Annotated in this window: 11 protein-coding genes and 1 rRNA gene; 5 read left to right on the top strand and 7 right to left on the bottom strand. The window is 70.8% G+C overall.

Annotated elements, in window-relative coordinates:
• Nucleotides 1–189: 189 nt before the first annotated feature.
• The 6 genes from raiA to mtnA form a co-directional block, all read right to left on the bottom strand.
• Nucleotides 190–939, bottom strand: coding sequence for a ribosome-associated translation inhibitor RaiA (gene raiA, locus AB0B50_RS34400; protein ID WP_362339750.1), 750 nt, complete (start codon nt 937–939; stop codon nt 190–192).
• A 257-nt stretch (nt 940–1,196) separates the two neighbouring features.
• On the bottom strand, nt 1,197–2,042 hold the full coding sequence (locus AB0B50_RS34395; RefSeq protein ID WP_362339749.1) for a ComF family protein: 846 nt from the start codon (nt 2,040–2,042) through the stop codon (nt 1,197–1,199).
• Nucleotides 2,043–2,263: 221 nt separating this feature from the next.
• Nucleotides 2,264–4,015, bottom strand: a complete 1,752-nt coding sequence (locus AB0B50_RS34390; protein WP_362339913.1) for an LpqB family beta-propeller domain-containing protein — start codon at nt 4,013–4,015, stop codon at nt 2,264–2,266.
• Between the two features lie 97 nt (nt 4,016–4,112).
• Nucleotides 4,113–6,227 carry an MtrAB system histidine kinase MtrB gene (gene mtrB / locus AB0B50_RS34385; RefSeq protein WP_362339748.1) on the bottom strand — a complete coding sequence of 705 codons (2,115 nt, stop codon included), beginning with the start codon at nt 6,225–6,227 and terminating at the stop codon, nt 4,113–4,115.
• A 1-nt stretch (nt 6,228) separates the two neighbouring features.
• Complete coding sequence (gene mtrA, locus AB0B50_RS34380; protein ID WP_189176211.1) at nt 6,229–6,918, bottom strand: two-component system response regulator MtrA; 690 nt, start codon at nt 6,916–6,918, stop codon at nt 6,229–6,231.
• Between the two features lie 4 nt (nt 6,919–6,922).
• A complete protein-coding gene (mtnA, locus tag AB0B50_RS34375; RefSeq protein ID WP_362339747.1) occupies nt 6,923–8,083 on the bottom strand; it encodes an S-methyl-5-thioribose-1-phosphate isomerase in 1,161 nt (386 codons plus the stop codon).
• Nucleotides 8,084–8,223: 140 nt separating this feature from the next.
• On the opposite strand from mtnA, the gene AB0B50_RS34370 reads away from it, so the two are divergent.
• From AB0B50_RS34370 to AB0B50_RS34350, 5 genes are read left to right on the top strand one after another with little or no spacing between them, the layout of a single operon-like run.
• Complete coding sequence (locus tag AB0B50_RS34370) at nt 8,224–9,537, top strand: glycerophosphoryl diester phosphodiesterase membrane domain-containing protein (RefSeq protein ID WP_362339746.1); 1,314 nt, start codon at nt 8,224–8,226, stop codon at nt 9,535–9,537.
• Nucleotides 9,538–9,541: 4 nt separating this feature from the next.
• The gene (locus AB0B50_RS34365; protein WP_362339745.1) at nt 9,542–10,267 is read left to right on the top strand and encodes a DUF4129 domain-containing protein; all 726 of its coding nucleotides are present in this window, start codon (nt 9,542–9,544) and stop codon (nt 10,265–10,267) included.
• A complete protein-coding gene (locus AB0B50_RS34360; RefSeq protein ID WP_362339744.1) occupies nt 10,264–11,526 on the top strand; it encodes a DUF4350 domain-containing protein in 1,263 nt (420 codons plus the stop codon). Before AB0B50_RS34365 ends, AB0B50_RS34360 begins: the two co-directional genes overlap by 4 nt.
• Nucleotides 11,523–12,512 (top strand): MoxR family ATPase, encoded by a 990-nt coding sequence (locus tag AB0B50_RS34355; protein ID WP_362339743.1) that lies wholly within the window; start codon nt 11,523–11,525, stop codon nt 12,510–12,512. The genes AB0B50_RS34360 and AB0B50_RS34355 overlap by 4 nt, the downstream gene beginning before the upstream one ends.
• Nucleotides 12,512–13,822 (top strand): DUF58 domain-containing protein, encoded by a 1,311-nt coding sequence (locus tag AB0B50_RS34350; RefSeq protein ID WP_362339742.1) that lies wholly within the window; start codon nt 12,512–12,514, stop codon nt 13,820–13,822. The genes AB0B50_RS34355 and AB0B50_RS34350 overlap by 1 nt, the downstream gene beginning before the upstream one ends.
• 104 nt (nt 13,823–13,926) lie before the next feature.
• Here AB0B50_RS34350 and rrf read toward each other — a convergent pair.
• Nucleotides 13,927–14,043 (bottom strand): 5S ribosomal RNA (rrf, locus tag AB0B50_RS34345).
• Nucleotides 14,044–14,194 lie beyond the last annotated feature (151 nt).

Raw genomic sequence — 14,194 nt, 5'->3', positions numbered from 1 at the left:
CCTCCCCCATGAAGGCCGTGGCCTGTTGTGCCTCTGCTGCGCCAACCCGAGGCGGCAGCACACCGGTTGGCCGGCCCGCCCATGATTTCATGCCCGGCGCCAGTGCGGTGCGCGCACTGGGCGCACGGTGATGCCCCTGGGGGCGCACACGCGCTCCAGGGGCACCACCTCAGCGGTCACGGGGCAGGGTCAGCCGCCGAGCGCTCCGCCTCCGCCGGCCGATTCGACCTTGGTGACCATGGGGTCGGTGTTGAGGCGGATGACGCCGTAGTCGTAGGCGTGCCGTCGGTAGACGACGCTGGGTTCCTTGGATTCGGAGTCGACGAACAAGTAGAAGTCGTGTCCGACCAGTTCCATCTCGTAGAGCGCCTGGTCGAGCGACATGGGGGCAGCGACGTGCGTCTTCTCGCGGACCACGAGCGGACCTTCGCCCTGGATCTCCAGGGAACCGATCTTCTTGACCGGCACACCGTCCGGCTCCTCGTCGCGTGCGACGGTGCCGTCTCCGTTGAGGTACGCCGCGTCCGGGACCCGCTCGGCCACTTCGGCGGCGGAGAGCCTGCCGTTGCCTCGCCGGTTGTGACGCTTCTCGTGCTGCTTGCGCAGTCGTGCGTCGAGCTTGGCCGTGGCCAGGTCGAGCGCCGCGTACGGATCTGCTGCCGAGGCCTCCGCGCGAATCACGGGCCCACGCCCGCGGACGGTGATCTCCACGCGGTCGGAACGGTCGGCCTGACGCGGGTTGGTTTCCTTGGACACCTCGACGTCGAGGCTGATCACCTTGCCGTCGAGCTTCTGGATCTTGTCCAGCTTCAGCTTCTCGGCCACGTGCTTGCGGAACCGCTCGGGCACCTCGGTCTTGCGGCCCTTGACGACGATGTCCACGCAGAACTCCGTTCCCGGATCGCTCCGCTTCGACTGCGGAGCATCTCCCTTTTGCACCAGGCCCCGGTGAATCCCGGAGCCTCGGACTCGGTGACTTCCACCTCCTCCTCCCCCGCGGACAAGATCTCCACCCCACCGGCCCGGGTGATTGCGGATAACCCACAGACCGGCATTCCGATATGTGAGGGACGGCGTCCGCCATTCCTCACAACCGAACATATCTCGCCCGGACGGATGTCGTCACCCTCTACTGCCGCGTACCTCCATTCAGGTGTATCCACCCTCTCATCACCTGCAACGATGCAAGTTCTCAATCAGTTCCGGTTTATTTCGAAAGAATCCGGTGGGGCGGCGACAACGGCCGCGCTGATCTCGTTCTCACGGCCCAATACCGACCTCCGCAGGACCCCCGTTCCCGGTTCTCGTACGGCCTCCGCTCGCGCGTTCTCTTCCGTGTGCACGTCACGTATTGCCCGGGCGGCCTCCGCCAATGAGGCGCCGGTGGTCATCAGGTCGTCCACGACCACCACCCGGCCACCGCCCGCGAGCAGTCGGCCGCCCCCGGCGGTCACTTCCAGGGCGCCCGCCAGATTGGCCTGCCGCTGCCGGGAGTCGAGCCCCGACTGGTCGGCCACCGCACGCCGCTGGCGCAGCACCGCGAGCACCCGGGCCGGGATCCCCGCCCGCCGCAGCTCGCCCGCCGCGGCGAGCGCGATCCGCCGCGCCGGGTCGTGACCACGCGCCCGCACGGCGGCCCGCGCCGAGGGCACAGGAACGAGCGACAACGGCATCACACGCCCCTGTGGACCGCCTTGTGTGCCGCCTACCCACGATGGGGCGCCCCTATGACCCCGAGCCTGCGGTTCGCCCAGCAGACCGGCGCGCACGGCCGCGGCCAACGCGGCGCCCAGCGGCCCCGCGAGCCCCAGGGCGCCGCGCTCCTTGTGCGCGAGCAGGGTGGCCCGCACCGCGTCCTCGTACGGCGCCGCGGCATGCACCACGGGCAGCCCGGACAGCTCCGGCACCGGTCGCACCCGGCACGGCACGGCCCCGATCAGGGCGGCACGGCACTCGTCGCAGAGTGCCGTCCGAGGCTTCCCGCAGCCTCCGCACTCGGCCGGCAGCACCAGGTCGGTGAGGTCCTGCCACCACCCCCGCATGTCCACCACTGTGCCAAGCCACGGACCACCCGGCCACCCCTGTGGATAACCCCCTGTGGACAACTCCCCACCACCGGGGACCTGTTGCGTCTCGAGCCTTCGACGTCATGCGTGTGGGGCCCCACGCGTCCCCCCGCGTCGAGCCCCACACGCCACAGACAGCTCACGCCCACCCCGGACGGAGCTCCCCCCCCTGGCCAGAGCTCACCCCCGGCCAGAGCTCACCCCGGATAGACCGGAGCCATCCCTTCCTTCACCACTGTCTGCCACTGCGAGCCCGTCGGCAGCCGCACGATCCCGTCGTCCGAGTGCGCCACCAGCGGCTGCCGCTCGTCCTCGGACGCCGCGATCTCCATGACACCGGTCAGACCGGGCAGCGCGGTGCCCGGAAGCACCGAGCCGTCGGACTGGACGTACCGGATCTGCTGCACCCCACCGGTCTCCCGGCCGACGACGACGAGCCGGCCGCCGCCCGCCCACGACATGGCCGTGACCTCTTCCATCTGCGGTGCCGCGGGAGTGGCGTCGAGGACCGAAATCTCCGGTCGCTCCCCCTTGCCGCCGCCCCGCTCGGCCCTGCCGATCCACAGCGACGTCTTGCCGTCCTTCTTCACCAGCAGCGCGATGCGCACACCGTCGGCCGACACCCGCACCGCCTCGACGCGCCCGTCCAGAGCGGGGATCTCGACCTCGACCGGATCGCCCTCCCCCTGCTCGAGCCAGAGCAGCCGGGGCCTCTTCGGGTCGCGGTCGGCCACCCACAGATTGCCCCTGCCGTCCCAACTCGGCGTGGACAGACGCTGATCCTCCGACTTGGCCTTGCTGCGCAGCCGCGCCTTGCCGAGCGTGTCGTCGGTGAGCAGCGAGCCCGTGTACAGCGACTTGCCGTCGAGCGACACCCCGGCCGCGTGCTTCTCGTCGCGCGAGACCGCCGCCGAACGCAGCGGCTGGTCACCGGTGCCGAGCACACCGCCCACCGGCTCGGGAGTCACGCTCCCCGCGCCGGCCGACATCTTCACCAGCCGGTGCTTCTCGTCGACAAAGTACTGGTAGTCGGGACGGTCCGCGCTGCGGTACGACGCCACGGTCTCGGCCCGTTCCTGACTGAGGACACAGAGCATCGAGCCGTTGGACCGCTCCAGCGTCACCTGCTCGACGCCCGAGGGCGTCAAGTCCCGCAAGGTGAAGAGCAGTTGCGCCGCCATCTCCTTGCACTTCGGCTGCCCGGTGTTGTCGGACCGGCTGTTCAGCCGCACGGTCAACCTGTTCTGGTCGTCCAGCGTCAGCGGCTTGTTCGGGTCCTTGAGCCGCGTACCGGTCGGGAAGCTCGAACGCACCACCTGCCGCAGCCAGTTGGTCGGGCCCTCCAGCAGCGTCTTCACCGTCTGTGTCAGCGGGTCGATCCGCTGGCGTATGTAGACGGGATCCGCGACGAGCCCCGTCTGCCCGCTCACACCGGCCCCCGAAGGCCCGGCGAAGTAGTACTTGTTGACGGACCGGTAGATCCGCTGGAAGTCCGACTCCCCGAGCACCACACCCGACGGCGGCTTGTCGATGCGCCATTCGCCCCCGCCCGGACCGCCCACCCGGCTCAGGTGGACGGCCTGGCTGTACGACGTCTCCTCCGGCCGGTACGCGTGCTGGTCGTCCACCCTCGCGACCTGCTGGCCGGTGAGCGTGAAACGACGGCTGTCGTCGGCTTCGTTGCCCGCGTTGCCCGCGTCCGTGTTCGGGCCGTCGGCGAGCACCGTCGTGGACTCCTCCGGGTGCCAGTCCTTCGACGCCTGCTTGGTCAGATACTTGCGTGCCATCGCGAACTGCGGGTCGTCACTGGTCAGCGCTTCCAAGAAGCCCTGCACGATCTCCACGGGCTTGGCGCCCTCGCGCGGCGGCATCGCATAGACCCGTACCTGCGACTGCGAGTCCGGCCGCTGCGAGGCGTCGACGGCCTTCAGATTCCCGCTGTCGGGCATCGAGGCACAGCCGGCCAGGAGCGCGCCGCAACTGCCCAGCAGCAGCCCGGTGCGCAGCGGACGCCTACGGCCCGGTCGGCGGCCGCGCCCGTCGCGGTCAGCGCCCACGAGTGCTCTCCTCTTCCCTGTCCGCATCCGTCCCCGGCACCGCGTCGGCGTGCCCGGCAGCGCCCGCCCCGGATTCACCGGTCCCGGACATCGCGTCGTCCGACGCCCCGTCGCTCTGCGGCTCCCCCTCCAGCGGTCTGCGCGGTACGACCCGCGCCCCGTTGCCGGGCAGCGCCGTCGGATCCACGGTCGCGGCCCGGGCGAGCCGGGGCGGTATCGGCCCCTTCGCGGGCACGGGCGGCGACACCTTCTCGGGCGACGACACGGACGTCTGCGCGGGCACCGTGGCGAGCTTGCTGACGCCGCCGAGCGGCAGCCCCGCGTCGTTGAGACCGCGGTGACGGCGCGAGTCGTCGGGCTCCAGCGGTATCGGCGAACCCCGCAGCGGCTCGTCCGCCGTCCTCGGCAACGTCAACCTGAACTGCGAACCGCCCCCCGGCTCACCCCACGCCTGCAGCCAGCCGCCGTGCAGCCGCGCGTCCTCAAGGGCGATGGAGAGGCCGAGTCCCGTACCACCAGTGGTTCGCGCGCGTGCCGGGTCCGCCCGCCAGAAGCGGCTGAACACCCGGGTCGCCTCACCGGGCTTGAGGCCCACTCCGTAGTCCCGCACCGCGACGGCGACCGCGCCACCCGCGGCGGCCAGCCGCACCACGACGTCCTTGCCCTCGCCGTGCTCCACGGCGTTGACGACGAGGTTGCGCAGCACCCGCTCCACACGCCGGGCATCCGCCTCGGCGACCACGGGCTGCTGGTCCCCGACGATCCGTATGTGCGTTCCCTTGCGCTCGGCGAGCATCTCCGCGCCGCCGACGACCCGGCGCACGACCTCACGGAGGTCTATCGGCTCGGCCTCCAGCGCCGCCGCACCCGCGTCGAACCGGCTGATCTCCAGCAGATCCGCGAGCAGCGACTCGAACCGGTCCAGCTGATCGGCGAGCAACTCGGCCGACCGCGCGGTCACCGGATCGAAGTCCACCCGCGCCTCATGGATGACGTCAGCGGCCATCCGTACGGTCGTCAGCGGCGTCCGCAACTCGTGCGACACGTCGGACACGAACCGCCGCTGCATCCGCGACAGCTCCTCCAGCTGCTGGATCTTCAGCTGCAGGTTCTGCGCCATCTTGTTGAAGGCCTCACCGAGCCGCGCGATGTCGTCCTCACCGGTGACCTTCATACGTTCCTGAAGGCGCCCGGCGGACAGCCGCTCGGCGATGCCCGCCGCCATGCGCACGGGCGTGACGACCTGGCGCACCACCAGCCACGCGATGGCGCCGAGCAGCACCACGACGAAGAGCCCCGCGGTCGCGAGCGTCGTCCTGACGAGGTTGAGCGACTCCTCCTCCTGCGTCAGCGGGAAGAGGTAGTACAGCTGGTACGGGTCGCCGTTGAGGTCGTTGAGCCGCTTGCCGATGACCAGGCCCGACTGCGGCTCACGCCCGTCGTCGTAGACGATGCGCGTATTGGCCTGGTAGACGCCCGTGCCGTCGTCGACCTGGAGGCGCAGCTCCTCGGGCACGCTCAGGATCGGCTCCACGCCGCCCGAGGCCCGCGAGCCCCGCACGCTTCCCGCGTCACCCGCGGAGGTGGGGCTCAGCGTCACCACCGCGAAGGCGTTCTGACCACCGCTGGAGAGCTGCTCGACGAGGTCGGACATCCACACCGCGGCGTTGCGCCCGTCGGCCGTGCTGCCCTCCTGGCCCTGCCCCTGGGCACTCTGCCGCGCGGCGTTGACGCTGTCCTGCGCGGCCCTGAACCCGCCGTCGGCCTGGCTCTGCGAAGCCTTCACCTTGGCCTTGAGCAGGCCGTTGTTCACCGAGCTCATGACGGCGAAGCCGAGCATGAGCACCACACCGAGCGACATCAGCAAGGTCGTGACGACGACCTTCAGCTGGATGTTGCGCCGCCACAGCCGCACGGCGGGCAGCAGCGGACGGCGCACCCAGCGCACGAAGAGCCGCACGACAGGGCTGCCCTGCATGCCGCCCTGCAACAGCAGCCCGCCGTCGACGAGGCGCCCGAACCGGGACGCGCGACGCGCCGGTCCAGTCCGCCCCGAGCGTGCCCCCGGACCTGCGGGCGCCGAGGAGGAACTGTCCCGGGACACGTCAGCTCGGTCCGGCCTTGTAACCGACACCACGGACGGTCACCACGATCTCCGGCCGCTCCGGGTCCCGCTCGACCTTGGACCGCAGCCGCTGGACGTGGACGTTCACCAGACGGGTGTCCGCCGCGTGCCGGTAGCCCCAGACCTGCTCGAGCAGCACCTCACGCGTGAACACCTGCCACGGCTTGCGCGCCAGCGCGACCAGCAGGTCGAACTCCAGCGGCGTCAGCGCGATCGACTGCCCGTCCCGCTTCACGGAGTGCCCCGCCACGTCGATGACCAGGTCACCGATGGCCAGCTGCTCCGGCGCGGGCTCCTCCGACCTCCGCAGCCGCGCCCTGATCCGGGCCACGAGCTCCTTCGGCTTGAACGGCTTGACGATGTAGTCGTCGGCCCCCGACTCCAGACCGACCACCACATCCACGGTGTCGCTCTTTGCGGTGAGCATGACGATCGGCACCCCGGACTCCGCCCTGATCAGGCGGCACACCTCGATGCCGTCCCGCCCCGGCAGCATGAGGTCGAGCAGCACAAGATCGGGCTTGGCCTCCCGAAAAGCGGCCAGCGCCTTGTCGCCATCAGCTACGAACGACGGCTCAAAACCTTCACCACGCAGCACAATCCCGAGCATCTCGGCCAGTGCGGTGTCGTCGTCGACGACAAGGACTCGTCCCTTCATGCCTGACATCATCCCATTAGCTAATCGTTACCTGGCGTGACCTGGCACACAGCTCGGCAAGGCCCTCTGCTGTCACAGGTGACAGAACGCCCTCTTCCGTGACGATGGCCGTCACCAACTCGGGTGGCGTCACATCGAACGCGGGGTTGTACGCCTGGGTCCCCAGGGGTGCCACCGGAATACCGCCTCCCGCTTCCATCCCGATCGCCGGCACATGCGGTGCCGTGACCTCCGTCACTTCATGCCCGCCCCGCAGCTCCACCTCGATGGACGCTCCGTCCGGAGTGTCCGGGTCCACGGTCGTCACCGGCGCCACCACGATGAACGGCACATGGTGATAACGCGCCAGCACCGCGAGCGGATAGCTCCCCACCTTGTTGGCCACCGAACCGTCGGCCGCGATGCGGTCGGCACCGATCAGCACCACGTCCACCTCACCCGCCGCGAACAGCGAACCCGCCGCGTTGTCCGTGAGCAAGGTGTACGCCATGCCGTTCCGCGCCGCTTCGTACGCGGTGAGCCTCGCCCCCTGCAGCAAGGGCCGCGTCTCGTCCACCCACAGCCTGCGCAGACTCCCCTCCCTGTGCGCCTTGAGAGCCACCGCGAACGCCGTGCCCTCCCCACCGGAGACCAGCGCCCCCGTGTTGCAGTGCGTGAGGACGCGATGCCCACCGCCCGGCAGCAGCTCGTCGAGCAGCGCCAGACCGTGCGCCGCCATCCTGGCACTGGCCTCGGCGTCCTCGGCGTGCAACGCCCGCGCCGCTTCGAGCGCCGCACCCGCCGCACCCCGAAGACCGGCGCCGCCCACGACCGCGGTGCGATACGCCGCCTGGGCCCTGCGTACTCCGTACGCGAGGTTGACCGCGGTGGGCCGCGCCCCCGCCAACGAATCCGCAGCCTCATCCACATCGAACCCACGGGCAGCGGCGAGCGCGACGCCATAGGCCCCCGCGATGCCCAGGAGCGGCGCCCCGCGCACCGCGAGCGTCCGTATCGCCTCCACCAGGGCCGGCGCGTCGGTGCACACCAGCTCGATCTCCTCACCCGGCAGCCTGGTCTGGTCGAGGAGGACCAGCACAGGGCCTTCAGGTGGGTCGTCCCATCGGATCGCGGGAATCGTCGTCGGGGTCTCGGTCGGCCGTTTGTCCTCGCTGGATTGCGCGTACTGATCAGCCATCCGCCCAGTCTGCCCCGTACCCGGCGGACAATTGAAGGTGTACAGCCCCTACGGCGCCCGGTCACCTGGCCGGTGCCCCGTGGCACGATGGCTGGCAACCTGCCGCCGCACCCGCGGACGGGCACCATGAAGGAGCGACGATGAACGACACTCCGGGCTGGGCCTCGCCCGGATCTGCCCCCTCCGAAGGACAGGACTCCGGCAAGCCGGACGCCGCCGAGCCTGCGGACGCCGGCCAGCAGGGCGGCGCGTCCAAGTGGTCCAAGGAGCAGCCGCCGCCCGCCCAGTGGTCCCCGCCCAGCAACTCGGGCCCGGGCCAGACACCGCCTCCACCGCCCCCTCCGCCCGGCCAGGGCGGCGGCTGGGGCTGGGGCGGCCAGCCCCCCGGCGGAGGTCCCGGCGGCCCCGGAGGCCCGGGAGGTCCCGGCGGCTACCGCGGCTGGGGCGCCTGGCAAGGACCCCCGCCCGCGGCCAAGCCCGGCGTCATCCCGCTCCGCCCGCTCGGCGTGGGCGAGATCCTCGACGGCGCGGTGTCGACCATGCGCGCCCACTGGCGCACGGTGCTCGGCATCTCCCTGACGGTGGCCGTCCTCACGGAGATCGTGGTCGTCCTCCTTCAGGGACTCGTCCTGAACGACTCCGTCGACACCGAAGCCCTCAACGACCCGAGCGCGACCGTCGGCGAACTCACCCGCGCCATGGGCGACACGATGCTGAGCTCCGGAACGGTCCTCGTGATCACCCTGCTCGGCACGATCATCGCGACGGCCCTGCTCACGATGGTCACCAGCCGCGCGGTGCTCGGTAAGTCGGTGACCACCAAGGAGGCCTGGCAGGACTCCCGCCCCCAGCTGGCGAAGCTGTTCGGCCTGACGCTGCTCATCCCGCTCATCGGCGCGGCGATCGTCGCCGTCGGCATCCTGCCCGGCGTCCTCATCGCCCTCGCCGGCGCGTCCGACGCAGGCGCCAGCCTGGCCATCCTCGGCGGCCTCGCCGCGAGTATCGCCGCCATCTGGATCGTGATCCGCTTCTCCCTCGCCTCCCCCGCGCTCATGCTGGAGAAGCAAAGCGTCAAGAAGTCCCTCACCCGCTCCGTCAAGCTGGTCCGCGGCTCCTGGTGGCGCGTCTTCGGCATCCAGCTGCTCGCCGCGATCATCGCGAACGTCGTGGCGTCGATCATCGTCATCCCGTTCACGTTCATCGCCGGTGCCCTCAGCGGCGACGGCGTCACCGGCTTCCTCAACAACACTGGCGAACTGGGCTGGACCTTCCTGATCGTCAGCGGCGTCGGCTCGGTGATCGGCTCCATGCTGACGTTCCCGATCACCGCGGGAGTCACCGTGCTCCTCTACATCGACCAGCGGATCCGCCGCGAGGCCCTCGACCTCGAACTGGCCCGCGCCGCAGGCCTCCCCGGCCACGGCACCACCCCGCCCGGCACCCCGGGGAGCTGATGCGATGACCGCGGCAGGGGCAGTGCTCACAAGGCTCGGAGCGGCACCGCTCCTGCCGCGCACCGGCGACGACCCACCGGTGACGATCCCGCGCGACCCCGCACGGGAGGCGGCCGAACGCGAACTGTCCAAGCCGATGTACCACGAGAACGACCCCAGCCTCTTCCAGCGCGCCCTGAACCGCTTCTGGGGCTGGGTCGACGACCTGTTCTCCGCCGCCTCGGGGGCCACCCCGGGCGGCGGGCTCGGCCTCCTGGTCATCGTGCTGGCAGTCGTCCTCCTGGCCATCGCCCTGTGGTGGCGCCTGGGCACCCCCCGACGCTCCCCCGCCTCCGCACCGGCCCTCTTCGACGACCGCCCCCGCAGCGCCGCGGAACACCGCGCGGCCTCCGAGGCACACGCCGCCCAGGCCCACTGGAACCAGGCCGTCCAGGAACGCATGCGCGCCATCGTCCGCGCCCTGGAAGAACGCGCACTCCTGGACCCCCGCCCCGGACGCACCGCCGACGAGGCGGCAGCGGAAGCAGGCCGCACCCTCCCCTCCCACACCGACCGACTGCGCACCGCCGCCCACGAGTTCGACGACGTGACATACGGCGGCCGCACCACCGACGAGCCCACATACCTCCGCCTGGCCGAGCTCGACCGCGACCTGGAACGCACCAAGCCGGTCCTGGCCAGCACCGCCCACACCACGCCGAGCAGCGGCTCCCAGGGAGCCGCCGAATGACCGGCCCCACCCCTTCCACGGAGCCGCTCCAGCCCTCCGCGCCACCCACCACCACGCAGCAGCCCGGCACACCGTCCGGCCCGGCCTCGACCTCGCTCTCGTCCACCCCCCGCCAGCTCTGGACCCGCTCCCGAGGCATCGCCCTCGCCCTGCTCGTCCTCCTGGCCGCGGCCGTCGCCATCGCCGCCGTCCGCTCCGGCACCCAGCACGGCCGCCTCGACCCGCGCTCCGCCGACCCCTACGGCAGCAGGGCCGTCGCCGAACTCCTCGCCGACCGAAGCGTGTCCACCCGCGTGGTCACCAGCACCGAAGAGGCCCGCTCCGCAGCCGGCCCGGACACGACCCTCCTCGTGGCCAACCCGGACGTGCTCACCGACCGCCAGCGCTCCCGGCTCCACGCGGCCACCAAGGACTCCGACGGCCGCACCGTCCTCGTCACCCCGGGCGCCCCGTCGATCGGCACCCTCGCCCCCGGGGTCACCGCGGACGCCACCCCCAGCACCGACTCCACGCTCTCCCCCGGCTGCTCCTTCCCCGCCGCCCGCCGCGCGGGCACCGCCGACATGGGCGGCATCCGCTACGACACCCTCACCCCGGACGCCGAGGCCTGCTACCTCAGCGACGGTCTGCCCAGCCTCCTGCATCTCCCCGCCCCCCGCAAAACCGGCGACACCGTCGTCCTCGGCGCACCCGACATCCTCTACAACGACCGTCTCGACGAGCAGGGCAACGCCTCACTCGCCCTTCAACTCCTCGGCTCCCGGCCCCACTTGGTCTGGTACCTCCCCTCTCGCTCCGACGACCAGGCGGCCACCGAATCCGAACGCCGCAGCTTCTTCGACCTGATCCCCTCCGGCTGGCTCTGGGGCACCCTGCAGCTCACCATCGCCGCCGCACTCGCCGCCCTGTGGCGAGCCCGCCGCCTCGGCCCCCTCGTCGCCGAATGCCTCCCCGTGGCGATCCGCGCCTCAGAGACCGTCGAAGGCCGTGCCCGCCTCTATCGCAAGGCGAACGCCCGCGACCGCGCGGCAGCGGCCCTGCGCACCGCCACCCGCACCCGCCTCGCCCCTCTCGTCGGCGTACCCCCCGCACAAGCGCACGCCCCCGAGACCCTGATCCCCGCGCTGTCCACCCGCGTCAGCACCCCCGGCCAAGACCTTCACCCCCTTCTCTTCGGGCCGCCTCCCGGCAACGACGCGGCACTCATCGCCCTCGCCGACCAACTCGACGCCCTCGAAAGAGAGGTACGCCACTCATGATGGACCCGACCACTGACACCGGGCCCACCGGAGATCCCCGCGGCTCACGCGCTTCCCTCGAAGCTCTGCGCGCCGAGATCTCCAAGGCCGTGGTCGGCCAGGACCCCGCCGTCACCGGCCTCGTCGTCGCCCTCCTCTGCCGCGGCCATGTCCTACTAGAAGGAGTCCCTGGGGTAGCCAAAACGTTGCTCGTCCGCGCCCTCGCATCGAGCCTCGAACTCGACACCAAGCGCGTCCAGTTCACCCCCGATCTGATGCCGAGCGACGTCACGGGCTCCCTCGTCTACGACGCCCGCACCACCGAGTTCTCCTTCCAGCCCGGCCCGGTCTTCACGAACCTCCTCCTGGCCGACGAAATCAACCGCACCCCACCCAAGACCCAGTCCTCGCTCCTCGAAGCGATGGAAGAACGCCAGGTCACGGTCGACGGCACACCGCGCCCGCTCCCCGAGCCCTTCCTCGTCGCGGCCACCCAGAACCCGGTCGAGTACGAAGGCACGTACCCCCTCCCCGAAGCCCAACTGGACCGCTTCCTCCTCAAACTGACGGTCCCCCTCCCGTCCCGCCAGGACGAGATCGACGTCCTCACCCGCCACGCCCAAGGCTTCAACCCCCGCGACCTCCGCGCCGCCGGCGTGCGCCCCGTGGCAGGCCCCGCCGACCTCGAAGCCGCCCGAGCCGCTGTCGCCAAGACCTCCGTCTCCCCCGAGATCACCGCGTACGTAGTGGACGTGTGCCGCGCCACCCGCGAATCCCCGTCCCTCACCCTCGGCGTATCCCCACGAGGCGCCACGGCCCTGCTCTCCACGTCCCGTGCCTGGGCCTGGCTCACCGGCCGCGACTACGTCATCCCCGACGACGTCAAAGCCCTCGCTCTCCCCACGCTCCGCCACCGCGTCCAACTCCGCCCCGAAGCCGAGATGGAAGGCGTGACGGCCGACTCCGTCATCAACGCGATCCTCGCCCAGGTCCCGGTCCCCCGCTGATGGCCCTCACCGGACGCACCGCCCTCCTAGCGGCGCTGGGCACCCTCCCCGTCGGCCTCTGGGAACCGAGCTGGACCGGCATCCTCGCCGTCAACGCCCCCTTGGCCCTGGCCTGCGCCTGCGACTTCGCCCTGGCTGCCCCCGTACGCCGCCTCGGCCTGACCCGCTCAGGCGACACCTCCGTACGTCTGGGCGAAACCGCCGACGTCGAACTCACCGTCACGAACCCCTCCGGTCGCCCCCTGCGCGCCGACCTCCGCGACGCCTGGCCCCCAAGCAGTTGGCAACCCGGCACCGAAGTCGCCGCATCCCGCAACCACTTGACCATCCCGGCCGGCGAACGCCGCCGCGTCACGACCCGCCTGCACCCCACCCGCCGAGGCGACCACCAGGCAGACCGCGTGACCATCCGCTCGTACGGCCCCCTGGGCCTCTTCACCCGCCAGGGCAGCCACAAAGTCCCGTGGTCCCTACGTGTCCTGCCGCCCTTCGCCAGCCGGAAGCACCTCCCCTCCAAGCTGGCCCGCCTCCGCGAACTCGACGGCCGCACCAGTGTGTTGACACGCGGCCAGGGCACCGAATTCGACAGCCTCCGCGACTACGTTCCCGGGGACGACACCCGCTCCATCGACTGGCGCGCCACCGCCCGACAGTCCCGCGTCGCCATCCGCACCTGGCGCCCGGAACGCGACCGTCACATCCTCTTGGTCCTCGACACCGGCCGCACCTCCGCCGGCCGAGTGGGCGACGCCCCTCGCCTCGATTCCTCCATGGACGCGGCCTTGCTCCTCGCCACCCTCGCCTCCCGCGCCGGCGACCGCGTGGACCTACTCGCCTACGACCGCCGAGTACGCGCCCTGGTCCAGGGCCGCTCAGCAGGCGACGTTCTCCCCTCTCTGGTCAACGCCCTGGCCACGCTGGAACCCGAACTCATCGAGACGGACGCCCGAGGCCTGACCTCGACGGCCCTCCGCACGGCCCCTCGCAGCTCTCTGATCGTGCTGCTCACCAGCCTCGACACAGCTCCCATCGAAGAGGGCCTGCTCCCCGTACTCTCCCGCCTCACCAAGCGCCACAAGGTCCTGGTCGCATCAGTGGCCGACCCGCACATCGAGGAAATGGCAACTTCCCGCGGCACAACAGAAGCGGTCTACGACGCAGCAGCAGCCGCCCAAGCCCAGTCGGAACGCCACCGCACAGCGGAACAACTCACCCGCCGTGGCGTCACAGTCGTGGACGCCACCCCCAAGGACCTCGCACCCGCATTGGCGGACGCGTACCTCTCGCTCAAGGCCACCGGCCGTCTCTAAAGAAGAAGGGGGGCGGTCGACAGACCGCCCCCCTATCAAGAAATATCCCTGGAACGCAGAAAACCCCCGCACCATACGGTGCGGGGGTTTCCCGTTCAAAATTAGTTCGGCGGCGTCCTACTCTCCCACAGGGTCCCCCCTGCAGTACCATCGGCGCTGTGAGGCTTAGCTTCCGGGTTCGGAATGTAACCGGGCGTTTCCCTCACGCTATGACCACCGAAACACTATGAAACTGACAACCGCACCACACGCTGTGACCCGTGCGGGGTTGTTCGTGGTTTCAGAACCAACACAGTGGACGCGAGCAACTGAGGACAAGCCCTCGGCCTATTAGTACCAGTCACCTCCACCCGTTACCGGGCTTCCAGATCT

This window comes from Streptomyces sp. NPDC041068 (assembly GCF_040647455.1).
Taxonomy (GTDB): Bacteria; Actinomycetota; Actinomycetes; order Streptomycetales; family Streptomycetaceae; genus Streptomyces.
This window is presented reverse-complemented; position numbering and strand designations above follow the sequence as displayed.

Excerpts from the sequence above, each read along its gene's own strand:
- AB0B50_RS34370 (WP_362339746.1), top strand. The coding sequence starts at position 8,224 with ATGAACGACACTCCGGGCTGGGCCTCGCCCGGATCTGCCCCCTCCGAA.
- AB0B50_RS34365 (WP_362339745.1), top strand. The coding sequence starts at position 9,542 with ATGACCGCGGCAGGGGCAGTGCTCACAAGGCTCGGAGCGGCACCGCTC.
- AB0B50_RS34355 (WP_362339743.1), top strand. The coding sequence starts at position 11,523 with ATGATGGACCCGACCACTGACACCGGGCCCACCGGAGATCCCCGCGGC.
- mtnA (WP_362339747.1), bottom strand. The coding sequence starts at position 8,083 with ATGGCTGATCAGTACGCGCAATCCAGCGAGGACAAACGGCCGACCGAG.
- mtrA (WP_189176211.1), bottom strand. The coding sequence starts at position 6,918 with ATGATGTCAGGCATGAAGGGACGAGTCCTTGTCGTCGACGACGACACC.
- AB0B50_RS34390 (WP_362339913.1), bottom strand. The coding sequence starts at position 4,015 with ATGCCCGACAGCGGGAATCTGAAGGCCGTCGACGCCTCGCAGCGGCCG.
- AB0B50_RS34395 (WP_362339749.1), bottom strand. The coding sequence starts at position 2,042 with ATGCGGGGGTGGTGGCAGGACCTCACCGACCTGGTGCTGCCGGCCGAG.
- AB0B50_RS34350 (WP_362339742.1), top strand. The coding sequence starts at position 12,512 with ATGGCCCTCACCGGACGCACCGCCCTCCTAGCGGCGCTGGGCACCCTC.
- AB0B50_RS34360 (WP_362339744.1), top strand. The coding sequence starts at position 10,264 with ATGACCGGCCCCACCCCTTCCACGGAGCCGCTCCAGCCCTCCGCGCCA.